Source organism: Oceanobacillus timonensis, assembly GCF_900166635.1.
GTDB classification, from domain to species: domain Bacteria; phylum Bacillota; class Bacilli; order Bacillales; family Amphibacillaceae; genus Oceanobacillus; species Oceanobacillus timonensis.
In genome coordinates this window covers 2,352,640-2,376,888 of record NZ_LT800497.1, presented here as the reverse complement: position 1 = coordinate 2,376,888, position 24,249 = coordinate 2,352,640, and the positions used below count along the sequence as shown (strand labels likewise).

Sequence of the window (24,249 nt, the reverse complement as noted above, 5' to 3'; positions counted from 1 at the left end):
AGTATTAATATTAATATATGCACCATCTCCAAATGATGAACACAACCTGCTTGTATCGTTTTGAAAATGGGTTTATAGATGTGCATCGAATGTATATATTGTATGTTATTCGGTTTGCTTTCTATACTTATACTTGTACACTGATTATAACATTTTATGTGTTTGTTGAATCCTATTATGCTTATTGAACGTGTTTATTCAAAAATCAAATAAACCAAATAATAACACCAGCAAGAATCAAGAGTAACACAACAATAAACAGAAATCGTAATAGTGGAAGATTCAATTTAATACGCATTTTACGGTTGTCTTTATGCACTTCATTTCTCGGAGGTAAATTCAATATATCAACTTCAATCTTGGTATGCTCCGTTGTTTCATGTTTGTCTTCCTCCGTTTGTTCCGATTCTTCTGGTTGATGTTCCGTTACGTCTTCAATAGCTTGTCTTAGTGCTTCTGCCTGATCATTTTGTTTGGAGCTCAATGCGACCACCTCATTTCTTTAACCGTATAACTAAACCAAGTAGAAAGTCAATAAAAAAATGCATGATAATTGGTACAATCAAATTAGCTGTATGTTCATAAACCCAGCCAATATAAAAACTAAGAAGCAGCACAGCAATAAATAGTAAAGGCTTCTTTAAATAGCGTATATGGACAACGGCAAAAAGAATACTTGCAAATACATACCCAAATGTTGTCTGGATAACACCCCGGAATAAAAACTCTTCACAAATTGCAACGGTAAGCGTGAATATAAAAATAAAACTTATTGGCTGGTGTTGAAATATAAGCTCATTTATTCCGCCATCATCCTGCCACTCTTCGGGCAGGATATACATAGCAGCAAGCTCAATCAGGACTACGAGAATAGCAGACAATAAACCAAAGGTCATCATATCCTGTATATCCCATCTGAATAGATGAAACCAATCGAAAAACGAGTCGAATAGAAAAAAGCTCAGAACAAAGGCTGCCAACAACAATAAGCCTTGTGAAAAAAATAACTGTATTCTCAGTTCTTTATTGGACAGTTGTTTGATTAACTCAGATTGTTTCATCTCATGCCTCTTTTAAATGCAAGATTTTCTGAAGTTTTTTTCGCCAATCTCCAGGATATGACGTTTCTCTGGTATGAAGAGGCGATACAGGATCCCACTTCCGCCAATCGAATCCACAGTTGCTGCAACATTGCCCGGATGGTTCCTCGAAATCATCCTGAAAAGGCTGATAAAGTGTTTTTCGTAAACATTCTTTCGTCTGAACCCACTCATATAATTCGTACAGTTTGCTATTTTTATATCGTTTTCTTTCTTCCAAATAATTCATCACCTTACTTCTGACCTGCTTCCACTTTGTTTCATCTATCATCCATTCATTATCACGAACCAAGCCGTGTTTTTGCAACTGTCTTTGTATAAAACGCGCGGCTCCTTCATTCATATCGAAAAACATATGCAATTGGTCAGGAGGTGGCAGCTCCATAGGATGTTGTTGCTCGTTTAAAACTGTTGCAACCAGACGGTCTATATCTTCCATCGCCGGCAGCTCATTTTTAACCATACTTGCTGACAGACGAAAATCTCCTTTTTGGTAAAGAATAACGCCGACACTTGGTTTCCCGTCTCTGCCAGCTCTTCCCACCTCCTGAATATAAGATTCAATTTGAAGTGGGAGATGGTAATGAATGACCAGCCGGATATCCGGTTTATTAATCCCCATTCCGAAGGCACTAGTACAGCAGATGATATCAATTTGATTATTCATAAACTGCTGTTGAATTCGCAGGCGTTCGGACGCTTCCATTCCGCCATGATAGTAGGCGATGTTGCGTTTCGGATGTTTGGCAGCAAGCGACAGCGCTGTCTCTTCTGCGGTTTGCCTGCTTGTAAAATAAATTAAAGAAGGGACAACATATGACGTTGTGATTTCTGTAATCTGCTTTAACTTTTCCTGATCATTTTCTACTTCTTCGATGCAAAAAGCAATATTTTTCCGATCCATTGGATAAATATGTTTTTTCATCTTCGGCTTATGCAAGCTCTCGATAATATCTGCCTGCACATCTGGTGTTGCTGTGGCACTCAGAGCTAAAACTGGCGGATGGTTTAGTGTTTCGATTACTTCTGCAAGCCGCTGGTAATCCGGTCGGAACTCATGTCCCCACTGTGATATACAGTGTGCTTCATCCACAACAAACAGTTTAATTGGCAGCTGCTTGAGATAATATTGATGGGCCTTTTTTTGCAGCCACTCCGGAGATACAAAAATAAGCCGATATGTGTGTAAATTGTTCAGTGCTCTCTGTTGCTCCGGAAAAGGCAAAAAACTGTTTAAAGCAATCACTTCTTTAAAAGAAGCCGCTTTTAATTCCTTTACCTGATCAATCATTAAAGAAATTAACGGAGAAACGACAATGGTGATTCCGTCCAATAGTTTTGCAGGGAGCTGGTAACAGATAGATTTACCGGAACCTGTCGGCAACACGCCAAGTACATCTTCTCCGCGCAAGACGTCCGATATAATTTCCTTTTGTCCCTGCCGAAAATAATCATAATGAAAATAATGACGCAATGCTTCTTCCAAACGCATATTTCCCACCCCCTCTACTTATTATATAAAACCAGTGCCAAGCGAATTTGAAAGTAAGTGATATCCGGATGAACATTATTTTTAATTTCTTTTAAACGGTACGTTTGTTTGGTATGTACAAATGCTTTAATTTCTTCATAAATAGCAGAATCTAAGTAATCAAAAAAAGGAAATGCATCTTCCTGCATGGCAATCTCTACAAAATGATCCTGAATCGTATTTGCTTTTAACCTGCGAATCTGCATAATCTCTTCAAACGAATGCTTTTTCTGTAATAACCGGCGTGTCCATTGTGCGGTTTGACTCAAAGACGTATCAACGGTTCGCAAGTGTTTTGTTAATAGGGTTAACATCGGATAATTTTCGCTATTCTCCTGTACGTTTAGCAAATGATAAAATGTTTTCTGCAAGGTCAGATAGCAATCTGGAATAGAGAGCTGATAATCTTGGGAGAGCTGTTGCAAACTGCTTCCATAAGAAAAAAAGCTGGTTATACGATCGACAAACATGGCTGCCTCGATATTGGACAGTCCGGATAAAGCCTCTTCCAATTCTTTGTACAATTGCTGCAGAATCTCTGCAGAACGATGTTTATATTGTTTATAAGTCCATTTAATAAACTGTTCAATGTCAACGTTATCGGTAATAGGAATGAACCGGTATTGGTTCTTAGAGGTGTTTGTGAAAGTTTGGATAAAAAGCAAGAGCCGCTGCTTGAATGGTTCGATTATTTTTGCGTATTTCGATCCTTGAAAACCATTAAGATCCGTTTTATGGGATAACATCCAAGTTTGTCCTTTAGCAGTTATTTGCAGCTTATGAGCTTCCTCTTCCTGTATGTACCTTGCATGCAACAATTGCTGAAGCTGCTGGTTATAAACCGCTTTTTCCAAATCCGGATAAATACCATAATAGTCAGCAATATGATAAAACTTGGCATCTTGAATCGTCTGAATGGCTTTTTTTCCGACTAAAAGATTATAAACGCTCGAAGATGTACGTTCTTGATTTATTTTTTGGAAACAATCGATAATGATCCCCTGAAAAAGCATTCTCACACCACCGTTCATACTGAAAACATCCGAATTGAAAAAAGGCAGCCCAAAGCACAGTCTATGAACTGGACTCCTTGTTTTCATATCATCTGGAATTACTTTAATTTCATAAAAAGTATACCACGAATACCTCGTTGTTTATATTATTTGAAATTCAAAACATAACGTCTCCCAGAGCTTTTTCTCCGTGACTCAACTTTCGCACCTAAGAATAAGCATAAAACCCTTGCTGTTCCAGGATGAACATGATCGCTATTATCATGCTTGCTGATCATTTTTATCATGCTCCACGAAAATTCTGTTCTGTCTTATCTAATTTTTATTTGTTCAGCCATTTCAACCGTATAGAACATTCTGCTAGCGGAGGCGGACCGTTTTGACTCCTGAGGGATTAGCACCATCTGAAGATGCCCTTTTGCCAAGTGCTCTTCTTGGCAAAAGTTAGCTGAAGAGCGTGCCCCTAGGAAAGCAAAACGGTCCGCCGCAGCGGTCGCCTTACACTTCACCTGCTAATATTTGTCAACAGATGTATGGGAGAAACAAACAACCTCTGTTCCTATAGAAAGGAAATTACTTTATTAAAGTTCGCAAGTTGAGTCCGTGATAAATAGATAACCACAGAAAAGACTGCTGGTCAGCAGATTTTTCTGTGGTTATTATTGGGAATCCTTCATTTGAAATCTATTTTTAGCATACTTTCGAAACAACACGTGAAGCAATGGATATAAAAGAACGGTAAATACCCCGTTACCAATAGCATGTGCTGTATCAAATGGAAGCCCAGCCAGATAATAAGGCCAAAAATGTCCAGTTACCTGGTAGGTTGTTAATGAAATAATAAATCCATAAAAATAACCGCTAAATACGGAAAAGAGAATAATGAAGAGGAACGGCACTTTTTTCCAAACCATTCCGATACCTCCTGCTGCCAAGCCAATCAAACACCACGCAATAATCTGCCAGATGGTCCATATCCCCATACCAAGTAACATATTCGACAAGAATACAGTTAATATTCCTAATAAAAGGGATGATAGCGGACCGAGAAAAATACCTGTTAAAATAATAATTGCTGTCACAGGTTGGACATTAGGGATAAATTGAAAGGCATATCTGCCTGCTACCGCCAGAGCTGCTAGCAGTGCAAGCAATGTCAGCTTGTATGTGCTCATTTTCTATTCCATCGATTGCAGGTCAAATGTAATCTCTTCGCCGCCATTCAGTTCGTATTCCCCGGCTCCTACCTGCGCTGGTTCACCGTCTACCGTATACATCCAATATTTTCCTTCTTCTTCATCATCTGATACACGTTCAATAGAAGTGATAAATCCATCATCTTCTTCCACGTAGAAAGTATCGTTTAACACATCTAACAAGATGTCTCCTTCTTCCACTTGTGCAACTTCTTCTGCTACATTTTCGTTGCCTTCATCAATCGTTATTGTTAAACGTACTTCATCTTCGGCAAGTTCTTGGTCTTCCCCGCTTGATTCATTCGTGCTGACAGAAGTATTGGTGCTTTCATCGTCCTCTGCTTCTTCTCCGTTACCGCAAGCTGCCAGCAGAGTAAAGGATAATAGCATGATTCCTAAAAACTTCAACCATTTGTTCATTTGTTTTATCTCCTCTCGTACTCCATTCCAGCCAGGCCTTTTTAAATAAATAGTATCAGGAGAGATGAAAGGAGTTGTCTTCCATAAAAAGCTTATTTGCCAGACCTGGGAAATGTTTCTTCCACTTTTGTAAATTTCCTTCCTGTCTCTCCCGTTTTACATACCATTATATTATCATATTTATCCTTTTTCAGGAATGTTTCATAGGTATTTCAAAACTAAAGGTTGTACCAATATCGAGCTTACTTCTTACTTGGATTTTTCCTTGGTGCGCTTCAATAATATTTCTTGCGATAGCTAAACCTAAGCCGGTTCCTTGTTTTTCTTTTTTCACTCTTGATTTATCCGCTTTATAAAAACGTTCAAAAACAAAAGGCAAGTCTTCTTCCGGAATACCGCTGCCGTTATCCTTCACTTCTACATGAAAGAAATCGGAATTACTTAGTGCATGAATCTCGACTTTCCCGCCTTTTTCCGAATGACGGATGGCATTATCAATTAAATTGGTTAAAACCTGCTCCACCCGATCTGCATCCATTTCACCAATTTGTTCATGGATATCCATCGTTAAGGAAAGTTCGATTTCATTGTCCTGGGAAAGCCCCTGGAATTTATGGACAACCCGTTCAACGAATGCTTGAACGGCAACAGAATCAATATGCAGCTGAATTTGACCTGCTTCCATTCTTGCCAAGTCAAGTAATTCATTAACAAGTCTGCCCATCCGGAGAGACTCATCATAAATAATTTTAGCCAATTCATTCTTATCATCTTTTGTTTCTGCTATATCATCAACAATCGCTTCACTATACCCTTGAAGCATGGAAATAGGCGTGCGTAATTCATGCGAAACATTTGCGATAAAGTCCTTCCGTAATTTATCAAGACGGCGCTCTTCCGTCATATCACGGATAACTGCAACACAGCCGCGGACATGGGATTCATCATATAAAGGAGTGACAAGCATTACATAGTTTCTTCCTTGTACTACCGATTCCTTTAAAACAGCGCGCTCTTCTGCAATGACTTCATTAAGAGCCGTTTTAAGCTCTGTCGGAAGTTGTCTTTCTTTCTCTTCATCCAGAGAGTTCTCATAGTTCCAGTTATCTAAATAGGCTTTTGCAGGAGGGTTTATAACAACAATTTCACCATCCCGATTTAATGTGAAAACACCATCTGCCATGGAGCTGACAATACTGGATAATTGTTCTTTTTCCTGTCTCAGCGCGTGAATATGATAATTCAACTGATTGCCCATCCGATTAAACTCTATGGCCAAATCGCCAATTTCATCCCGTGTCAATACCGGTACCTTCGTGTTAAATTCACCACGGGTTAAATTATATGCTGCTTCCCGCATTTTTATCAGTGGTGCCGTTATACGGGATGATAAAAACACAGCAAAAAATGTCGTTAACAAAATAGCAATTCCACCACTCAACAAAATCAGCTTGGTTGTTTGATCCCTCGTTTCATTAATCATATCCAGGGATTTAAAAACAAATACCCCTCCCCCATTATCTAACGGAGAGCCCACAGAAATAATCTCATTCTCATTTACGATTAATCCTTGTGAGTTCTGTGCTGAAATTCGCTCCCTCAAATCTGTTGCATCGGGGTTATTTAACATCCATGATTCATCTATAAAATTCAAGTCGGTATCCTCTGTGTCAGAAATCCACTGATCCCCGTCAGCGTTATAAACAACTACCCGGCTGGAGGGGTCTTTTAACATCTCCGTGGCATCTTCAATAAATTCCGAATCATAGTCGGAGTCCACTAAAGAAGAAATTTTCTCAGACATTTGGGTCATATCATTTTCTGCTTCTTGTATATGGTAGGTTTCAAAAAATTGCATTAAAAAAAACATCAATACACATAATACAAAGGATACTAATAATAGAATCGTTAATGATAGTTTGCCGACAACACTTTTCCAAAACATCAGTCTTGTTCAACCTCAAACTTATAGCCGATACCCCAAACCGTTACGATCATTTTAGCAGCTTCCGGAGAGACCGAGTTTAATTTTTCCCGTAACCGTTTTACATGGGTGTCTACGGTGCGGAGGTCACCAAAGAATTCATATTGCCATACTTCTTTTAATAATTGCTCGCGATTAAATACTTTATCCGGCGCACTCGCTAAAAAGCAAAGCAATTCATATTCTTTCGGGGTTAAGCTTACTTCCTGATTATCTGCTGTTACCCGATGCCCATCATGATCAATCGTTAAGTGCGGGAATACTAATAAATTTTTGGCAGTTGTATCAGACTCCTGGTAATTCAGGTTGGATACTCTACGCAGAATCGCTTTGACACGTAATACAGCTTCTCTGGGACTGAATGGTTTCACGATATAATCATCTGCCCCTACTTCAAAGCCTTGTACGCGGTTAGATTCTTCTCCCCGGGCTGTTAACATGATTACTGGTGTATCCTTTTCTTTTTTCAACTCTTCACATACTTCAATGCCATCCATTTCCGGCATCATGATATCCAAAATAATAGCACTGTAATTATTTTGCAAAGCCATTTCTAATGCAGTCTTTCCGTCTGCCGCTTCGTCTATTTCAAAATCTTCTTTTTCCAAGTACATTTTTATTAAACGGCGTATCCTTTCTTCATCATCTACCACTAATAATTTCTGTGCGTCGCTCATTTACATTTCACTCCTCATTTCAACTCTAATTAGCATTATAAACGAACCTGTTTGAAAAGTTAAGGAATTAAAAGCATCCTGCATGATTAACGAGTATGCCAGAGGCTGATAAATTCCCATAGAAAAAAGAACTGCTACCAAATAATTGATAACAATTCTTTTTTTGTCTTAGTTTGAGTCTGACATGTTTCGAAAATCCTTTTTAAGCATAGGAGTGCAAACCGGCAAGTATCAAGTTTACTACAATCAGATTAAACATGATAATAGCGAATCCAACTACTGCCAGCCAACCGGATTTTTCTCCATGCCAGCCTCTGGAAAGCCGCAAATGTAAGAATGCTGCATAGAAGAACCAGGTAATTAAGGCCCAGACTTCTTTTGGATCCCAGCCCCAGAATCTTCCCCAGGCAATCTGAGCCCAAATCGCTGCGAAAATTAATCCTCCCAGCGTAAAGACAGGGAAACCAATCGTAACTGAACGGTACATAATCTCATCCAGCATATCGGGTTTTATTCCTTTAAGAAGCGGCTGCAACCTTTTACCAATCCGCTTTCTGGAAATTAAAAAGGCTATTCCATAAATAAGGGTTCCGCCAATAAATGACCAAATCACGGTGTTTAATTTTCTTCCGGCGTCTTCGCCCTGCATCCAACCCGGTGCTTCAAACCATGGCGTCATCACATTTTCTGATAATAGTGTGCTATCACCGGGAGCTGCAATCGGCGGAAGGTGATATTCTGTCGTCATCTGCTTCCCTTCGCTTTCCACTTCAAAAGTAGCTTGGTAGGAAAGTGAATTAAATATCGTTGTGACAGCAATGAATCCAATAAATAAAAAGATAAAATAGATAACTATCTCAAGCATTGTATTTCGAAAAGAAAGTTGTGTCTGGTCAATTTGACGAATTAAATACATTAATCCAGCTACAAAGCTGATAAATAAAATTCCTTGTCCTAACGCTACTGTTGTAACATGAATATGCAGCCAGTTGCTTTGTAAAGATGGAACCAATGGCTCAGCTTCGGTAGAAAACATACTTGCATAAGCAATGATGATAGTAGCTACAGGTAATGCAAATACGCCTAAAAATGCTGTTTTATAGTAGATATATATAATAATAAATGCCAAAATCATCGACATTCCCAAAAAGGTGGTAAACTCAAAAAGATTACTTACAGGTGCATGACCAGTCATTATCCACCTTGTAATAAAGTAAACTAATTGAGAAATAAAACCAATCACGGTAATAACTAACCCGATACTTCCGGATTTCGTTTTCTGATGCCGCTCATTTTTATTTTGACGAATGGCTCCTCCAAAGAAAAAAGTGGCAACCAAATATAAAAGAAAAGCAATGAGCAAGGCTCCGCTACTGACGCTAAATAAGTCCATTCCCTTACCTCCAATCCTCTCTTAACCATTTCATATTCCTATTTACTTATCCAGTTCCTGCTGGTCTTCAACCATTGTAACATCGGTATCTTCTATAGCTTTTTCAATATCCTGTTTGACTCCATACCAATTTTTATTTGTATGGGCTGCCAAAAGAAGTGTATTGTCATTTTGTTTATTAATCCAAATTCGGCGATGCTGCCAATACATTCCTTGAATGACACCTATCATAAAAATCATCGCTCCGGCAAAAAAGAACGGAATGGTACGATCTGAACTTACGGTTATCCCGCTGACATCCCTGAATTCCACGTTATCAATAGCTACTTTATATTGATTTTCTCCTGTAGCATCGACATTCATGCCAATACCAAGAAAGCTGACCTCTCCTTCTTCCGAATCAGGAGGGTATACCGTCACAACAAAAGCAGGGTTTCTCGGGAAATTCGTTTCCGAAGCAGGCTCTCCCTCTTCGGTCATAATATAATCCGGATAATAGTTTGTTAACTCCACCTGGAAGCCATTGTCTAATTCATAAACCGATTCCGGATTGGTTAAATCAATAGTGAACGTACCTAACGATTCCCCATCTTCGTCCGCTGTTTCATGAATATAAAAGCTCATACTTTCAAACTCACCTTGTTGGAAGCCTTGTTGGTACAGTGTATATTTATCAAACTTTGCCGGATGGTTCATTTGAATAGACTCTTCCATAATTGGTTCCAATTCCGGTTCCGCACCGACAACATCAGCATCCTGTGCTTCATAGATAACAACATCAGTTTGGAAATTACTTGCAATTTCCTCTTCATCCAACGAACCTTCTTCAGCAGGATCCTGTCCGTCTTCCTGATCATATGTTTCCATTATAAAATCTTTATTTTCTATGTAGTACTGGTTATCGGTACCAGGTATACTTCTTTGTTCTCCTTCACGAACCCACATATATTCTTCGGAAAACATAATCGGTGTTGTACGTAAAATAGCAGCGATTAATATAATAATAAGACCTATATGATTGACGTAAGGTCCCCACCGGGAAAAACGGCCTTTCTCGGCTAATATATGCCCGTCTTCTTCCGTGATTTTATACCTTGATTTTCTTAACCTTTTAACTAATTTATCCACATCCGCGTCATCAACATTTGGTGTTTCACTATATAAACGCTGTCTGGATAAAAATTTCTTATGTTTTTTAGGTTTCTGATTTTTTAAAGCACGATAAAGCGGAACGAAACGATCCAGGCTGGCGATAACCAAGGATATACCTATTAATGCAATTAAGGTAATAAACCAAACAGAACTGTACATATGATGAAACCCGAGTTGATAATACATCAATCCAAAAATACCATAAGTCTCTTCATAAAAGATTGCCGGATCTCTTGATACAGCATCCTGTGGTATAAATTGCTCCTGCGGGAGAAGCGTTCCAAAGATAGAGGCTATTAAAGCTAAAACAATCAGCCAGACGCCTACTTTGACGGAGGAGAAAAAACTCCAGATTTTATCTATGATTGATTTCCGGTATATTTGTGAGCGGCGGGCACTGCCGTCATAACGCATATTTAACAGTTTTTTATCATCATTTCCATCGATGTACTGGTTACCTTCTACAGGCTTTCCACATGCTTCACATAACACAGTACCCTCCGGATTCATGTGTCCGCATTCACACTTTATTTTACTCATTGTCTGCCCCCATTCTTACGGATCATTATGATGCATCCGGCGTTATATCATCCAGATGGCCTTCTAATTTATCTAATGTCAGAGCCCCTTGAACAATTTCGTTTATGGTCCCGTCCGGATTGATAAAGTAAGTCGTCGGCATCGGCCTGATTTTATATAGGTCCCTCACATCCGCATTTATGTCTTGAGGAATTGCAAAAGTCAATCCATATTCTTCGATAAAATTATCAATGACTAATTCTGTGCTATCCAGACTGACTGCAACAATTTCGACCCCTTTATCTTTATATTCCGGATATAAATCCTGCATATATGGCATTTCCTCTTTACACGGTCCGCACCATGTCGCCCAGAAATTCAGCATAACCCCTTTTCCTTCCAAATCGCTGAGCTGTGTTACATCCTCATCAAATGCGTCATTTACTTGCTTCAGTTGAAAGTCAGGAGCATGGTCACCCGAATGGTATATTTCATCTTCATCTTTTGAATTTGAAAATAGTACAAATACGACAGCAGCAACCAAAACAGCTAAAATAGAGGACCGAAAAATGAGGCGCTTTCGTTTCTTTTTTTGTTTTTGTATCTCTTTTTCTTCTTTACCCATAATGGCCCCATCCCCTTTCCAACACATTATAACATTGACTAAAGCGTTTAAATTTGAATATTATCTTACAATTTTGTGGACATATTCCGGAGCTGGTTGACTTCTTTCGGCGTCAATGCTCGATATTCCCCCGCTTTTAATCCATGTAAAGTCAAAAAAGCGTATTGTTCACGCTTCAGTTTTAAAACCTGCAGACCTATTGCTTCAAACATTCTGCGAACTTGTCTGTTTTTCCCCTCATGTAATGTTAATTCAATGATCGATGTCTTCTTTTCTTTATCACTGGACAGTATTTGAACATGGTCCGCTGTTAATTTTTCACCATCAGATACGACACCTTTCCGAAATTTGGACAGTTCTTTCTTATGAGGAATACCTTTGACTTTTGCGACATACACTTTATTAACTTCTTTACTGGGATGCATCAGCTGGTTCGCAAATTCCCCATCATTTGTTAAAAGGAGTATCCCGGATGTATCGTAATCCAGCCTGCCAATCGGAAAAACCCGTTCGCTGACTTCCGGAAGATAATCTGTCACTACTTTTCTGTCTTTGTCATCTTTGACACTGGAAATGACTCCGCGGGGTTTATACAACAAATAATATACAAATGCCTCTTTTTCAATCGGAACACCATCAACTTCTACTTTATCATCAGGCGTAACCTTGATGCCCATTTCCGTTACTGTTTGATTATTTACTTTGACGTTTCCATTTGAAATAAGCTGTTCTGCTTTTCTTCTGGATGCCACTCCGCTTTGGGCAATGACCTTTTGTAATCTTTCTTCATGCTTCGACATATTAATCTCCTGTTCTTTATTTATATTTGCTATCCAGCTGGTTTGGGATAATGAAATAGAAATTTCCATTTTTCTATTATACTCATAATATCACGGTGGAACCTGCTGTAAAACTTCTCCACTAAAAAAAGAGAATAACAGATGATTGGATGCACCGTCTGTTTCCTGGTAAAAGGTGAAAACTGTTGCTATAGGTATTTCCTTCTGTACAATAAGAAAGCCTATGATGCGATATCATTTTTCATCTATCTACATCATAGCCTTATTTGACATGTTAGGAAAGGATAATTTTTTCAGAGTAAATATTTCCAGTTCAATCGATTCTACCCAAACATTATTGTAACAAGAAACACAGCTGTAAGTATAGCAATTATATCAGCTAATAAACCTGCCTGCAGCGCATAGCGTATTTTTTTGACGCCAACCGCACCGAAATAGATTGTAAGTACATATAAGGTGGTGTCCGTACTCCCTTGCATAACGGAAGCAAGCGTTCCGATAAACGAATCCGGCCCATAAGTTGCGATGATCTCTGTTGTCATACCTAATGCAGCTGTTCCGGATATTGGCCGGATAAGCGCAAGTGGCAAAACTTCTGCTGGAAACCCAATAAAAGCCAGCACAGGGGTTAATAAGTCAACAAAAGCATCTAAAGCACCAGAACTGCGTAATATCGAAATAGCTGTTATCATGCCTACTAAAAAAGGAAGTAACGAAACAGCTGTTTTTATCCCTTCTTTTCCCCCTTCCACAAATAAATCATATGCAGGCAATTTCCGGATACTGGCTGCTATCATAATAATTAAAATAAAACAAGGTATCATCCAGATACTTAGTGCGCTGATAAACCCCATTATGATTTCCTCCACGTACTTCTAAAATGAAAAAAACGATCGATAGCCAGTCCGGCAAGAGTACCTATACATGTAACCAGTAAAGTTGCACCGACAATTTCTGTAGGAGAAGCGGACTCATACTGCATTCGGATTCCAATGACGGTAGTAGGGATCAAGGTTAGCCCGGTTGTATTTAAGATAAGAAAGGTAATCATCGAACGGGACGCTTTTTCGGAATGATTATTGAGTTTGTTCATTTCTTCCATTGCTTTAATCCCTAAAGGAGTAGCTGCATTTCCCAGACCAAACATATTCGCTGTTAAATTAGATAGAATATATCCCAGCGCTGGATGATCCTTTGGGATTTCCGGAAATATTTTTGAAATAATCGGACGAAAAAGCTTGGCAAGCCCCCGTAAAATACCTGCTTCTTCAGCAATGCGCATCATTCCCAACCAAAAAACCAGAATGCTGATCAGTCCAATAGCCAGGGTGACCGCCTGGGCAGCACTTTCAAAAATCGCTTCGTTTACTGCTTCCATATTCCCTGAAAACATGGCATATATAATACCGATCAGAGCCATAGCGATCCAAATCCAATTAATCATTTGTATCCCACCTTAGAATTGAATGAAATACACGGGTTACATTATCCATCAACCCCTCTTTGTGCTGTTCCTCTATTCCTATATTGCTTGCCTGAAATGCCGGCACGTTTCGTTTGAGGTACACATCTTTTGCCCAATTATCCTGCTTATCTTTATAAAGCGGCACATGAACGCTATTTTCAGATGGCTTCTTATTTGATACTGCTTCTCCGTTCTGATTGACTTCTTTCATTTCAAATTGCTCAAACCCCCATTCAAACATGGAGATATGGTCCTGCCAATCATCGGGAGCATCCAAAGTGACAGCGATTAACTCCATCCCGTCCTTTTCGGCAGTAGTAATAAGCGTTCTTCCTGTCTGTTTTGTATAACCGGTTTTGCCGCCGGTACAATATTCATAGAAATACGTCAGAAGTTTATTTTTATTACGCCAATGATAAGATCGGTTTTCAGATATAAAACTTTCCGATCCACTTATTTCCTGGAAGATAGGGTTATCCATTGCATATTGCATGAGAATTGCCATATCGTGAGCGCTTGAATAATGCGTGTCTGAATCCAGACCATGCGGATTATCAAAATGGGTATGATCCATCCCAAGCCATTCCGCCTTTTGGTTCATTAAATAAACGAATCCTTCTTCACTGCCGCCGACATGCTCAGCAATTGCTACAGCAGCATCATTCCCGGACCGCAGCATAAGTCCATACACTAGATCGTTTAACGTCATTTTTTCTCCTTGCTCCAAATAAATCGATGAGCCTTCTGTATAAATTGCATTTCTGGAAACCGTTGCTTTTTCATTCATTTTTCCAGACTCTACTGCAATGATGGCTGTCATTATTTTAGTTATGCTTGCTATAGATGCCTCTTCCTCGGCATTTTTTTCAAATAACACTCTTCCTGATGATTTTTCTATCAAAATAGCATGCTGTGCAGAAACATCTACCGCAGCATGTCCATGAGTCGGGAAGGATAAAAGACTAAAAATGATAATAACTACCCATAATACAAAACGCATTAGCTTGGCTCCTCTCACAAAATACAGGTCTGTCGCAGCGGGCTGACTGGAAAACTTCCATCTTAAGAAAAGTGGAAACGAAAGATCAAAGAACCGGTAACAGCCTGTTTGGTTCCGGACTACAGGATGTAGGTCACGAAGCCCCAAGACATCGGTTTTCGGCAGAAAGCATTCTTCCACTCACGTTATAGTGAATGTATCATTTGTTCCTTAGACAGCAGGACATCAGAAACGCTACCAAATAAAAATCCCTTTATTTATAAGCCGGTCGATGAAATACTTCCTGATTTATTTATATGTGTGGAACAAGCTATTATGTATCTTATATATAAAAAGACCTCCTAGCTAAGCAGCAATCACTTAGCTAGGAGGTCTTTTTATTCATCTTGGAACCGGTCGAAAAATAAATCCACATCGGATGTATCTGTTTCCGTATCGAAGGAACTTTCTAATTCCGGTAATTCTTCCAGCGTTGATAAGCCGAAGAAGGTAAGAAATTCTTTTGTTGTTCTAAAAAGGGTTGGACGGCCGACTGTTTCTTTTTTGCCACATTCCTCTACCAACATTCGGGAAACCAATGTTTGCAGCGGTCTTTCACTGCGGACACCACGAATTTCATCAATTTCCGTCCGCGTTATCGGCTGCTGATAAGCTATAATAGCCAGTGTTTCTAACGCTGCCTGAGACATTCTATTTGGCTTCGGCTGGATAACCCATTTCTTAAAAAAATCACTGTGCTCCGGTTTCGTTGTTAAGCTGAGCATCCCGTTAGCATTTAGAATCATTAATCCGCGGTGCTGCTCTTTATAATCTGTCTGAAGCTCCTCCACAATTTGACGGACTTCATCTAAGGAAATATCAAGTATATTCCCAAGCTCATTGATTGTTATCCCTTCGTCTCCGCCGGCAAATAACAGGCCTTCCGCAGCCCCTTTTAAATAATCTAATTCCACGATGACTCCTCCATGTTATAAACATATAATTCTTCAAAAGCCTTTTCTTGCATGGCATATACTTCTCTTTTTTTCATTAATTCCAAAATAGCTACGAAGGTCGATACGATATATGACTTTGTCGAATCTGGAAACAGTGTATGGAAAGGAACACCGGTTTTGCTGTTCTTAACTTGCTGCAGAACTTCTTCCATCCGTTTTTCTATCGGAATATCCATTCGCTGGATGACCGTATCTTGCGGCTCTTTCCATTGATTTCTCTGCATCATTTTTTTCAGCGCATCAACCATATCGAAAATAGATGCATTTCCTGCATTTGTATTTTCAGGCAGTACATCTTTGAAATCAAACACGACAGGAGAGCGTGTATACACATGCTGCTCATTCGCTTCTTTTTCTTTGAGTGTTTCCGCAGCTTCTTTATATTTCCGGTATTCAATTAGACGGTGCATCAGTTCTTCACGCGGATCCTCCATATATGCTTCATCATCCATCTCTTCTTCTTCCAATTCTTGTTTGGGGAGAAGCATCTGGCTTTTGATTGCCAGCAATGTAGAGGCCATCACCAAGTATTCGCTGGCGATGTTTAATTCCAGGTGTTGCATGGTATGAATATAATCCATATACTGTTGTGTAATTTGAGCCACCGGAATATCATAAATGTCGATTTCATATTGATTTATCAAATGAAGCAACAAATCCAACGGACCTTCAAATTTTTCTAATTTCACTTCATATCCTTGAATCATCGCTGTCATTCCCCTCAACTAATTAAAAAATGTGCCGGTTATCCCAAAAAATTTTGCAAGAGCCCATACACTCTTTGCTTATCTTACATAAGTTATAACGTAATATAAATGTTAGCACAAAACATTTATGGACTGAACTAAAAAGGAGGAAATAAAATGAGTGGTTATTCTGGTGGTTATGCAGGTGGATTTGCTCTAATCGTTGTACTATTTATTTTATTAGTAATCGTAGGAGCAGCTTGGTTCTAAAACGATTTGAAATAAGATCAAACTTCATTCAGCGGGGCGTTGCCCCCTTGCTGAATGACAGTTGAACCAATCGGGCTGTCCTGTTATCCAGCTGTTTGCTCTCCCATTTCGAATTTTCAGGTTTTCCCTATTCTTGAAGTGGGAATCTTACAAACAGTGCTACTGTGATAAATAGATATAGCAACGAATGAAAAGCCAACCCATATCAGGGTTGGCTTTTATAATCATCCTTTGCTTTCTCATAAAAGGCTTTAACACTTTCAGAAGGTATAATATCATATTTATTGGAATAAATACGATGAATTTCTGCAATCATTCGTGACCCTATCCCTTGATCTCTATGGGAAGGATTCACAGTAAGGTGGTTAATAACCAATTGATTGTCACTCACGATTTGTACGCCTATTGCTCCGAGAACATCATCGCCTTCTTTCCACAAATGTAAATGCATTTGGTCATTTTCTTCATACTCCCGTATGGTTTCCTGCAGTTTTTTTACATCTTTTCCCTCAGGCATAAATGATAATAATCCCATAGCAATTTTTTCTAAGTTTCGTTTAAAGCGAATTAACATAATTACCCCTCATTAAATTCTTGTATGGTAATCCTCTTAAATTTTAATCAGTATTTACTCTGAAAGTATAACGCATTTCCAATATAATGAAAAGCACCATTTTAAAATTTAAGTAAAACTAATGATGACAGACATAAAGGAAGCCTTTCAAAATCATTCACAGAACGTATTTGTTTCCTTTTATCAAAACAATCATATCAAAGCCTTTTTAGCTATCTTTCTTCCAGATTCGTCTCTACTACATAGAACAAAACGTCATTTCCTGTCATTTTACATACGTATCTATCGTGATAAAAATAAGATTATCCTTCTACCCGAATTTCTTTCATAACATCCCCGTTAGACATTGCTTTTGCATGTTCTATACCGGATGTTACTTGTCCAAAAACAGTATGAACACCGTCTAAATGCGGCTGTGGTTCATGCACCACGAAAAATTGACAGCTTCCTGTATCTTTTCCTGCGTGTGCCATAGATAAAGAACCTTCTTGATGCTTGTGCGGATTTCCTTCTGTTTCACATTTGATTGTATACCCTGCAGAACCTGTACCATTCCCGACCGGACAGCCTCCTTGGCTGACAAAACCAGGAATGACACGGTGGAAAGTCAAACCATCATAGAATTCTTCATTCGCTAATTTTTCAAAGTTAGCTACTGTTCCCGGCGCTTCATTTGGATATAATTCAAATTCAATTTTATTTCCGTTTTCCATTTCAATATAACCTTTTTTCATTTCGGCAAAATCTCCTTCTAAAAACAATTATACTTTATTTTACCACTTATTCAGCTCAAGTAAAGCTCTTTATTTCGTCATAAGACAAGTCATTTTTAACAATATCCTGATACATTTCCCTCTTAACAACAAGATGATCCTGTCCATCTTCAATAAAAACAACGGCAGGTTTTGTCAACCGATTATAGTGGCTGGCCATCGAATAATTATAAGCCCCTGTTGAGAAAACAGCCAGTATATCTTTATCTTCAATACGGGGTACCGGTAAGTCCCAAATCAGCATATCCCCAGATTCACAACACTTTCCGGCGATGGAAACTTCTTTTACCGTCTCTGCTTCCGGCCGATTGGCAACCACCGCATCATATCGGGACTGATACAATGCTGGACGTATATTATCTGTCATTCCGCCGTCCACAGAATAGTATTCTCTGACACCAGGAATGTTTTTGTTTGCTCCGATTGTATATAAAGTAATTCCTGCGTCACCCACAATAGAGCGCCCCGGCTCAATCCAAATTTCCGGAAACTTCATATTATATTTTCGACAATTATCTTCTACACCTTGAATCATATCTTTTACGTACGCTCCGAGCGGAAGAGGTTCATCATTTTCCGTATATCGAATACCGAAACCTCCGCCTAAATTTAAAATGTCCGATTCAAATTGATAGGTTTGTTTCCATTCTTCTAATACAGCAAAGAGCCTGTCTGTTGCTGCGCGGAAACCATTTGTTTCAAATATTTGTGAACCAATGTGACAGTGTAGTCCTTTGATATGCATTCTCGGATGTCCCAATACTTTTTTCAAAGCAGCTTCTGCTTGGCCGTTTTGCAAATCAAACCCGAATTTAGAATCTTCATTTCCGGTCATTATATATCTATGCGTCTTTGATTCCACGCCCGGAGTTACACGAAACAGCACGTCCATTGTTTTATTCTGTTTGAACAGTTCCTGATCTAATAATTCAATATCATGAAAATTATCAAGCACGATACAGCCTATGTCATGTTTTACTGCCATCGCGATTTCCTGTTTGTTTTTATTATTACCATGCATATGGATTTTTTCCGTTGGAAAGTCTGCTTGGAGCGCAGTATATAATTCACCTTCCGAAATAACATCCAAGCATAATCCTTCTTGTTTTGCCACCTGAAGCATGGCAATAGTTGAAAAAGCCTTGCTGGCATAAGCGACTCTTCCGGTAACCCCGGCATCACGAAATGCTTGAACAAAAGCTCTGGCATGATTGCGAATCATTTCCACATCATAGACATATAAAGGTGTTCCGTATTTTTCTGCTAATTCGATGGTATCCACACCACCAATTTCTAAATGTCCCTTTGTATTTACGTTAAAGGGGTGTGCATCAAGTATCATTCTATTTCCCCCATCATTCTCAAATAATAAAAACACTTTATCATAATAGTGCTAATAATGAAAGCGTAAAACGAAACTTCATTCAGTGGGAGGTTTTTACGTAACAATGTTTTGATAAGGCGCGTAACCACAACCCAGTCTCTGTTCCATGACATTTTGTTAACTTGCTCCGGGGTCAATCGGATGGATACTGGCTGCCTATCTTCCGCTTAAAAATGAAAGCATTCCATATTGCTTGATACGGAAGCTTTGCAACCAGTTTTATTCCGATATACCATTCTCTAATTAGATGGAAGAAAACAGCTTCATATTAAGGCCGGCGATAATTATTTCGCGGGTGTACGATGCTCGGACGGTGTTTGGTGTTCGGGACCGGCATACGAAATATGATATGTGTCATCGCTTTAAAATTAAATGGCAGCAAAGGCCACATATAAGGTGTTCGTAAAGACCTGATTTGGATAAGGAATAAAAGATATAATGTAATACCGATCATATATCCGGGGAAGCCAAAAAAACCGACAGAAAGAACCAGAAGAATGGTCACGACCTTATTGGCGACACTTAACTCATAACTCGGTGTAACATAATTTCCGATAGAAGCTGTTGAAATATACAAAATAACCTCTGGTGAAAATAACCCGACCTCAATGGCTATCTCTCCAATCAACACAGCTGCAATTAACCCCATCGCTGTTGATAAAGGGGTCGGAGTATGTATCGCCGCCATTCTTAAAAATTCAATACCAATGGTTGCAATAATAATCTGTACAGTAATCGGTACGTTTCCTTCATCATTTGGACCAATAAAACTCAATTTATCCGGAAGCAATGATGGTTCCACTGCAAATAACAACCATGTCGGTAATAGAAATAAAGCCGCAAACACAGCCAAAAACCGAATAAACCGGATGCAAGTTCCAATTGCAGGTACTTGCCGGAATTCCTCAGCATGCTGCATATGGTGGAAATACGTTGTCGGCACGATAATAGCGCTTGGGGATGTGTCTACAAAAACAATCACATGACCTTCTAATAAATGGCTTGTTGCCACATCGGGTCTTTCTGTATACCGTACCAAAGGATAAATATTCCACTTTTTAACGAGTAAAAATTCTTCCAATGATTTATCCGTCATCGAAAGACCGTCTACTTCCACTTTCTCAATCAGATCTTTTAAATACGTCACTAAATCCGGATTAGCTACTTCCTCAATATAAGTGAGACAGACATCTGTTTTAGAACGTTCCCCGACTTTCAGCATGACATTGCGTAAATTTTCATCACGCAGACGTCTTCTGGTAAGTGCCGTATTTTCTACAATATTTTCCGTATAGCCATCTCTGGATCCACGAATAACTTTTTCTGTATCCGGCTCTTCCGGCGTTCTGCCCGGATAATTACGCACATCTATGATCTGTGCATAATCTTTCCCGTCAATAAATACTGCAATTAGACCGCTTAAAACTTCATCAACTGCTTCGTCCATGGTGTCCACATGTTCTACTTGCTGATGAACCAGTCTATTTTCAATAATTTCTCCGATTTTCTTACTTTCCGATTCATTATCATTAATTTCAATCAATATTTTTAAAATCTCTTGTATGACAGAGGTATCACATAGCCCCGTAACATAATAAAGCTGTATACGGTGACCTAAAATAACTAATTCCCTATATCCCAGATCCCAGGATTTATCTAAACCTATCTTCTTTTTCATATATGCATGCGTATCTTCAATATGAGGAGAAATAGATGTTTTCTTTTTCTTATCTGTCTGCATGTGTTCACCTTCTGATTATTGGCTTATATTAAAAACGGATGACGAACGGAGTCATTGTTTTCGAGCCGAAAAGTTTTTGAATGATTGATGCTTTTTAACGGACAAAATAAATCCATTGAAACAGCGAGCCAAATACCTTGCCCAGCATTAACGCCATCATAAATAGGATAACGTAATCTTTCATTCCGATTCTCCGGGTGAGAATAGGAAAAACATTTAATACTTCTGTCAAAGCGGCGGCAAGCATACCATTAAAAATACCATGTAATGCTCCCCACAAAATTAATGCTATGACCGATTGTGATGTTGAAACTGGGGTAAACGAAAAATAAGCCCCTGCCAGCATTCCAATCGTTACGGAAGCTCCGTAGACTTTGATATACTTCTCTGTCTTACTTAATTGAATAAGCCTCGGAATAATTCCCAATACCGTAATAAATGCTACAAAACCTGCACCAACAGCAATACCGCTACTAAAACCGATAAAAACCTGTAAGACATTAAGAAGAATTTCCTGAATCATTCAATTCATTTTCCATCGTATTAATATACTGCTGTAGGTCCTGCTGGTAGTTAAAGATTTCAACTTCTAATGGACTCGGTTCTTCATTAAATCTTTTTTTGAACCAATGGTTGAAAAAAAGAATCGTTCCAACTCCAAGTCCTAAAGAGTAAGGGATTTGAATCCACAATGGATACGCATTTTCCACACCGGTCAAAATAAAATGCAGTTTTTGCTGAACGGGCTGCATACTGACGTCATAATGAAAATTCATAATAGTCATTGCCGATCCGACAAAGAGAAGTAACCAGATAAAAGTTAGAATGAGTGGATGCGCCGGTTTCTTACGCGGTTCAATTTGTATTAAAGTCTGCTCCGGTCCGAGCAGTTGAAATTCAACATTGGAATATTCTTTTGTAAGATGGTCAATCACCAAAAAACTGTCGATTACTAATATATTTTTATCTTTTTTTGATAAGCGGTATATTGATGTATTTTCCAGTAATTCCTTCTTGTTTGAATGTGTAGATATATAAGCAATATCTTTCAATTTGAGCTCTTGCCACGCTTCGAGAATTACTTTTTTCCGCATTCTAATATAAACAAGCTCTGCCATCGCTAATACACCCCTGTCTTCATATCCTTAACAGATAGTATTTGTTAAAAGTGAACAAATTATAAGCCTTAAATATAAAGTACGGCTTTATGAATGAAGATGTCTTACAGTGAATGGAATGCACGAATACGAAAAAAGCTTATCTGTGTTATATACACAAATAAGCTCGCATTCTATCCGGCATCCATATTTTTTTTCATATCCTCTAGGATCTTTTTCTCCAGCCTGGAGACCTGTACCTGGGAAATACCAAGCCTTTCCGCTACTTCTGTCTGCGTTTGATCTTTATAATAGCGTAAGTAAATAATCAATCGTTCCCTTTCAGTCAGAGAGCGAACAGCTTCTTGAATAGATAGCTTTTCAAACCACCGGGAATCCTGTTCAGCAATTTGATCCAACAAAGTAATGGAATCTCCATCACTTTCATAGACTGTTTCGTGAATGGATTGAGGCGATTTGGCAGCCTCCTGTGCATGCACAATTTCTTCTGGTTCCAGCTCCAACGCTTCTGCCAGTTCATTCACAGACGGGGAACGTCCTAAATCTTTCGCCATTTCTTCCCGTTTACGGCGAATTTTATTTCCCATTTCTTTTAAAGATCTGCTGACCTTTACACTGCCATCATCTCGAATAAAACGTTGTATTTCACCAATAATCATGGGAACGGCATAGGTAGAAAAACGCACATTATAGGACAAATCAAATTTATCTACGGCTTTGATCAGCCCGATGCTTCCAATTTGAAATAAGTCATCCGGGTCATACCCCCGGTTGACAAATCGTTGAACGACAGACCAGACAAGCCGGACATTTCGGCGAATAAGTTCTTCTCTCGCTTCAATGTCCCCTGATTGGCTTAACCGGATCATTTTCTTTACCTGCTCATTGGAAAGCTGCTCTCTTTCCTCCGTTTTATGAATATTCACGACAGCTGTCCTAATTATAGACCTTTTTTGATTTGGATAATTGCTTTTTCATAAAAACGGAAGTCCCTTTTTCAGGAGCAGAAATGACTTCCACGGCGTCCATGAAATTTTCAATAATTGTAAAACCCATGCCGGACCGTTCCATTTCCGGTTTTGATGTGAATAAAGGTTCCCTTGCTTCATCAATATTTATAATACCTTGTCCTTCATCGCGGATGGTTAATTCTATCTCTCCATCATATAATACACAGTCAATATAGACTTTATGATGCGGTTCGCTTCCATAACCATGGATAATGGCATTGGTCACCGCTTCTGAGACAACCGTTTTTATTTCTGTTAACTCTTCCATCGTCGGATCCAGCTGTGTGATAAAAGATGCAACAGCCACTCTGGCAAATGCTTCATTTTCGCTGATGCTTGAAAAAGAAAAAGACATTTCATTTTTCATGATGTCACCCCCAACCCTTGAAGTGCGCGTTCTTCATTTTCTTCTAAGCGGATAATCTTAAAAAAGCCTGACATATCAAAAAGACGATGCAGGGAAGGAGCTACAGAACAAAGAACCATCTCTCCCCCTAATTGTACTACTTCTTTATAACGCCCCAGTACAACTCCTAATCCAGAGCTGTCCATGAAGCTTATTCCTTGTAAATTCAGGATGATATGTTTAATGGAATGCATGTAAATCCAATCCTTCCACGCATCCCTTAAACCTTCTGCCTCATGATGGTCTAATTCTCCTTCCATACGTACAATCAGCACATCGTCTCTTACTTCGAATTCAGTCTGTAAACTCATGCGCTATGTTCCTCCTCTTTGTTGTGAAATAGTTGCCTTTGCATATATTTATTCTCTATGCAGATGCCTATTTCCTGCTAGTCGACAAAAGAAGTGGAAATACGTA

Annotated in this window: 27 protein-coding genes; 1 reads left to right on the top strand and 26 read right to left on the bottom strand. The window is 38.9% G+C overall.

Annotated features, from left to right (window positions below):
* Positions 1–205: 205 nt before the first annotated feature.
* The 17 genes from B7E05_RS11545 to B7E05_RS11465 all read right to left on the bottom strand — a co-directional run bounded on the left by B7E05_RS11545 (position 206) and on the right by B7E05_RS11465 (position 16,577).
* Entirely contained in the window at positions 206–484 is a 279-nt protein-coding gene (locus tag B7E05_RS11545; protein WP_080874345.1) for a hypothetical protein, read from the bottom strand.
* Positions 485–494: 10 nt separating this feature from the next.
* Complete coding sequence (locus tag B7E05_RS11540) at positions 495–1,061, bottom strand: CPBP family intramembrane glutamic endopeptidase (protein ID WP_080874344.1); 567 nt, start codon at positions 1,059–1,061, stop codon at positions 495–497.
* Between the two features lies 1 nt (position 1,062).
* Positions 1,063–2,592 (bottom strand): RecQ family ATP-dependent DNA helicase, encoded by a 1,530-nt coding sequence (locus B7E05_RS11535; protein WP_080874343.1) that lies wholly within the window; start codon positions 2,590–2,592, stop codon positions 1,063–1,065.
* 14 nt (positions 2,593–2,606) lie between these two features.
* Entirely contained in the window at positions 2,607–3,644 is a 1,038-nt protein-coding gene (locus B7E05_RS11530; RefSeq protein ID WP_179134524.1) for a YpbB family protein, read from the bottom strand.
* A 659-nt stretch (positions 3,645–4,303) separates the two neighbouring features.
* Positions 4,304–4,819: an ECF transporter S component gene (locus B7E05_RS11525; protein ID WP_080874341.1), complete on the bottom strand. Its 516-nt coding sequence runs from the start codon at positions 4,817–4,819 to the stop codon at positions 4,304–4,306.
* A gap of 3 nt (positions 4,820–4,822) precedes the next feature.
* On the bottom strand, positions 4,823–5,260 hold the full coding sequence (locus tag B7E05_RS11520; RefSeq protein ID WP_080874340.1) for a DUF4430 domain-containing protein: 438 nt from the start codon (positions 5,258–5,260) through the stop codon (positions 4,823–4,825).
* 190 nt (positions 5,261–5,450) lie between these two features.
* Positions 5,451–7,205, bottom strand: a complete 1,755-nt coding sequence (locus B7E05_RS11515) for an ATP-binding protein (protein WP_080874339.1) — start codon at positions 7,203–7,205, stop codon at positions 5,451–5,453.
* Positions 7,205–7,921, bottom strand: a complete 717-nt coding sequence (locus tag B7E05_RS11510; RefSeq protein ID WP_080874338.1) for a response regulator transcription factor — start codon at positions 7,919–7,921, stop codon at positions 7,205–7,207. Before B7E05_RS11510 ends, B7E05_RS11515 begins: the two co-directional genes overlap by 1 nt.
* Positions 7,922–8,123: 202 nt before the next feature.
* The gene (ccsA, locus tag B7E05_RS11505; RefSeq protein ID WP_080874337.1) at positions 8,124–9,314 is read right to left on the bottom strand and encodes a cytochrome c biogenesis protein CcsA; all 1,191 of its coding nucleotides are present in this window, start codon (positions 9,312–9,314) and stop codon (positions 8,124–8,126) included.
* A 42-nt stretch (positions 9,315–9,356) separates the two neighbouring features.
* Positions 9,357–11,006, bottom strand: coding sequence for a cytochrome c biogenesis protein ResB (gene resB / locus B7E05_RS11500; protein ID WP_080874336.1), 1,650 nt, complete (start codon positions 11,004–11,006; stop codon positions 9,357–9,359).
* Between the two features lie 25 nt (positions 11,007–11,031).
* Positions 11,032–11,610, bottom strand: a complete 579-nt coding sequence (gene resA / locus B7E05_RS11495; RefSeq protein WP_080874335.1) for a thiol-disulfide oxidoreductase ResA — start codon at positions 11,608–11,610, stop codon at positions 11,032–11,034.
* 65 nt (positions 11,611–11,675) lie between these two features.
* Positions 11,676–12,410, bottom strand: coding sequence for a pseudouridine synthase (locus tag B7E05_RS11490; RefSeq protein WP_080876286.1), 735 nt, complete (start codon positions 12,408–12,410; stop codon positions 11,676–11,678).
* A gap of 323 nt (positions 12,411–12,733) precedes the next feature.
* A complete protein-coding gene (locus B7E05_RS11485; protein WP_080874334.1) occupies positions 12,734–13,264 on the bottom strand; it encodes a spore maturation protein in 531 nt (176 codons plus the stop codon).
* A complete protein-coding gene (locus tag B7E05_RS11480) occupies positions 13,264–13,854 on the bottom strand; it encodes a nucleoside recognition domain-containing protein (protein ID WP_080874333.1) in 591 nt (196 codons plus the stop codon). The genes B7E05_RS11485 and B7E05_RS11480 overlap by 1 nt, the downstream gene beginning before the upstream one ends.
* Positions 13,847–14,875: a D-alanyl-D-alanine carboxypeptidase family protein gene (locus B7E05_RS11475; RefSeq protein ID WP_080874332.1), complete on the bottom strand. Its 1,029-nt coding sequence runs from the start codon at positions 14,873–14,875 to the stop codon at positions 13,847–13,849. The genes B7E05_RS11480 and B7E05_RS11475 overlap by 8 nt, the downstream gene beginning before the upstream one ends.
* Positions 14,876–15,252: 377 nt before the next feature.
* Complete coding sequence (gene scpB / locus B7E05_RS11470; RefSeq protein WP_080874331.1) at positions 15,253–15,828, bottom strand: SMC-Scp complex subunit ScpB; 576 nt, start codon at positions 15,826–15,828, stop codon at positions 15,253–15,255.
* Positions 15,819–16,577 (bottom strand): segregation/condensation protein A, encoded by a 759-nt coding sequence (locus tag B7E05_RS11465; protein ID WP_080874330.1) that lies wholly within the window; start codon positions 16,575–16,577, stop codon positions 15,819–15,821. Before B7E05_RS11465 ends, scpB begins: the two co-directional genes overlap by 10 nt.
* A 156-nt stretch (positions 16,578–16,733) precedes the next feature.
* On the opposite strand from B7E05_RS11465, the gene B7E05_RS11460 reads away from it, so the two are divergent.
* A complete protein-coding gene (locus B7E05_RS11460; protein WP_077603073.1) occupies positions 16,734–16,826 on the top strand; it encodes a YjcZ family sporulation protein in 93 nt (30 codons plus the stop codon).
* A 205-nt stretch (positions 16,827–17,031) separates the two neighbouring features.
* Here B7E05_RS11460 and B7E05_RS11455 read toward each other — a convergent pair whose 3' ends face one another.
* The 9 genes from B7E05_RS11455 to spoIIAA form a co-directional block, all read right to left on the bottom strand.
* On the bottom strand, positions 17,032–17,400 hold the full coding sequence (locus B7E05_RS11455) for a GNAT family N-acetyltransferase (RefSeq protein ID WP_080874329.1): 369 nt from the start codon (positions 17,398–17,400) through the stop codon (positions 17,032–17,034).
* A 302-nt stretch (positions 17,401–17,702) separates the two neighbouring features.
* Entirely contained in the window at positions 17,703–18,134 is a 432-nt protein-coding gene (locus B7E05_RS11450) for a peptidylprolyl isomerase (protein ID WP_080874328.1), read from the bottom strand.
* Between the two features lie 55 nt (positions 18,135–18,189).
* Positions 18,190–19,515, bottom strand: a complete 1,326-nt coding sequence (gene lysA / locus B7E05_RS11445) for a diaminopimelate decarboxylase (protein ID WP_080874327.1) — start codon at positions 19,513–19,515, stop codon at positions 18,190–18,192.
* Positions 19,516–19,825: 310 nt separating this feature from the next.
* The gene (locus B7E05_RS11440) at positions 19,826–21,298 is read right to left on the bottom strand and encodes a spore germination protein (RefSeq protein ID WP_080874326.1); all 1,473 of its coding nucleotides are present in this window, start codon (positions 21,296–21,298) and stop codon (positions 19,826–19,828) included.
* Positions 21,299–21,392: 94 nt separating this feature from the next.
* Positions 21,393–21,821, bottom strand: a complete 429-nt coding sequence (locus tag B7E05_RS11435; protein WP_080874325.1) for a stage V sporulation protein AB — start codon at positions 21,819–21,821, stop codon at positions 21,393–21,395.
* Positions 21,799–22,416 carry a stage V sporulation protein AA gene (locus B7E05_RS11430; protein WP_080874324.1) on the bottom strand — a complete coding sequence of 206 codons (618 nt, stop codon included), beginning with the start codon at positions 22,414–22,416 and terminating at the stop codon, positions 21,799–21,801. The genes B7E05_RS11435 and B7E05_RS11430 overlap by 23 nt, the downstream gene beginning before the upstream one ends.
* A gap of 173 nt (positions 22,417–22,589) precedes the next feature.
* A complete protein-coding gene (gene sigF, locus B7E05_RS11425; protein WP_080874323.1) occupies positions 22,590–23,342 on the bottom strand; it encodes an RNA polymerase sporulation sigma factor SigF in 753 nt (250 codons plus the stop codon).
* A 10-nt stretch (positions 23,343–23,352) separates the two neighbouring features.
* Entirely contained in the window at positions 23,353–23,793 is a 441-nt protein-coding gene (spoIIAB, locus tag B7E05_RS11420) for an anti-sigma F factor (RefSeq protein WP_080874322.1), read from the bottom strand.
* Entirely contained in the window at positions 23,790–24,143 is a 354-nt protein-coding gene (spoIIAA, locus tag B7E05_RS11415; protein ID WP_080874321.1) for an anti-sigma F factor antagonist, read from the bottom strand. Before spoIIAA ends, spoIIAB begins: the two co-directional genes overlap by 4 nt.
* Between the last annotated feature and the right edge of the window lie 106 nt (positions 24,144–24,249).

Excerpts from the sequence above, each read along its gene's own strand:
- B7E05_RS11540 (WP_080874344.1), bottom strand. The coding sequence starts at position 1,061 with ATGAAACAATCTGAGTTAATCAAACAACTGTCCAATAAAGAACTGAGA.
- B7E05_RS11535 (WP_080874343.1), bottom strand. The coding sequence starts at position 2,592 with ATGCGTTTGGAAGAAGCATTGCGTCATTATTTTCATTATGATTATTTT.
- B7E05_RS11530 (WP_179134524.1), bottom strand. The coding sequence starts at position 3,644 with ATGCTTTTTCAGGGGATCATTATCGATTGTTTCCAAAAAATAAATCAA.
- B7E05_RS11525 (WP_080874341.1), bottom strand. The coding sequence starts at position 4,819 with ATGAGCACATACAAGCTGACATTGCTTGCACTGCTAGCAGCTCTGGCG.
- B7E05_RS11520 (WP_080874340.1), bottom strand. The coding sequence starts at position 5,260 with ATGAACAAATGGTTGAAGTTTTTAGGAATCATGCTATTATCCTTTACT.
- B7E05_RS11515 (WP_080874339.1), bottom strand. The coding sequence starts at position 7,205 with ATGTTTTGGAAAAGTGTTGTCGGCAAACTATCATTAACGATTCTATTA.
- B7E05_RS11510 (WP_080874338.1), bottom strand. The coding sequence starts at position 7,921 with ATGAGCGACGCACAGAAATTATTAGTGGTAGATGATGAAGAAAGGATA.
- ccsA (WP_080874337.1), bottom strand. The coding sequence starts at position 9,314 with ATGGACTTATTTAGCGTCAGTAGCGGAGCCTTGCTCATTGCTTTTCTT.
- resB (WP_080874336.1), bottom strand. The coding sequence starts at position 11,006 with ATGAGTAAAATAAAGTGTGAATGCGGACACATGAATCCGGAGGGTACT.
- resA (WP_080874335.1), bottom strand. The coding sequence starts at position 11,610 with ATGGGTAAAGAAGAAAAAGAGATACAAAAACAAAAAAAGAAACGAAAG.
- B7E05_RS11490 (WP_080876286.1), bottom strand. The coding sequence starts at position 12,410 with ATGTCGAAGCATGAAGAAAGATTACAAAAGGTCATTGCCCAAAGCGGA.
- B7E05_RS11485 (WP_080874334.1), bottom strand. The coding sequence starts at position 13,264 with ATGGGGTTTATCAGCGCACTAAGTATCTGGATGATACCTTGTTTTATT.
- B7E05_RS11480 (WP_080874333.1), bottom strand. The coding sequence starts at position 13,854 with ATGATTAATTGGATTTGGATCGCTATGGCTCTGATCGGTATTATATAT.
- B7E05_RS11475 (WP_080874332.1), bottom strand. The coding sequence starts at position 14,875 with ATGCGTTTTGTATTATGGGTAGTTATTATCATTTTTAGTCTTTTATCC.
- B7E05_RS11465 (WP_080874330.1), bottom strand. The coding sequence starts at position 16,577 with ATGATTCAAGGATATGAAGTGAAATTAGAAAAATTTGAAGGTCCGTTG.
- B7E05_RS11460 (WP_077603073.1), top strand. The coding sequence starts at position 16,734 with ATGAGTGGTTATTCTGGTGGTTATGCAGGTGGATTTGCTCTAATCGTT.
- B7E05_RS11455 (WP_080874329.1), bottom strand. The coding sequence starts at position 17,400 with ATGTTAATTCGCTTTAAACGAAACTTAGAAAAAATTGCTATGGGATTA.
- B7E05_RS11450 (WP_080874328.1), bottom strand. The coding sequence starts at position 18,134 with ATGAAAAAAGGTTATATTGAAATGGAAAACGGAAATAAAATTGAATTT.
- lysA (WP_080874327.1), bottom strand. The coding sequence starts at position 19,515 with ATGATACTTGATGCACACCCCTTTAACGTAAATACAAAGGGACATTTA.
- B7E05_RS11440 (WP_080874326.1), bottom strand. The coding sequence starts at position 21,298 with ATGCAGACAGATAAGAAAAAGAAAACATCTATTTCTCCTCATATTGAA.
- B7E05_RS11435 (WP_080874325.1), bottom strand. The coding sequence starts at position 21,821 with ATGATTCAGGAAATTCTTCTTAATGTCTTACAGGTTTTTATCGGTTTT.
- B7E05_RS11430 (WP_080874324.1), bottom strand. The coding sequence starts at position 22,416 with ATGGCAGAGCTTGTTTATATTAGAATGCGGAAAAAAGTAATTCTCGAA.
- spoIIAB (WP_080874322.1), bottom strand. The coding sequence starts at position 23,793 with ATGAAAAATGAAATGTCTTTTTCTTTTTCAAGCATCAGCGAAAATGAA.
- spoIIAA (WP_080874321.1), bottom strand. The coding sequence starts at position 24,143 with ATGAGTTTACAGACTGAATTCGAAGTAAGAGACGATGTGCTGATTGTA.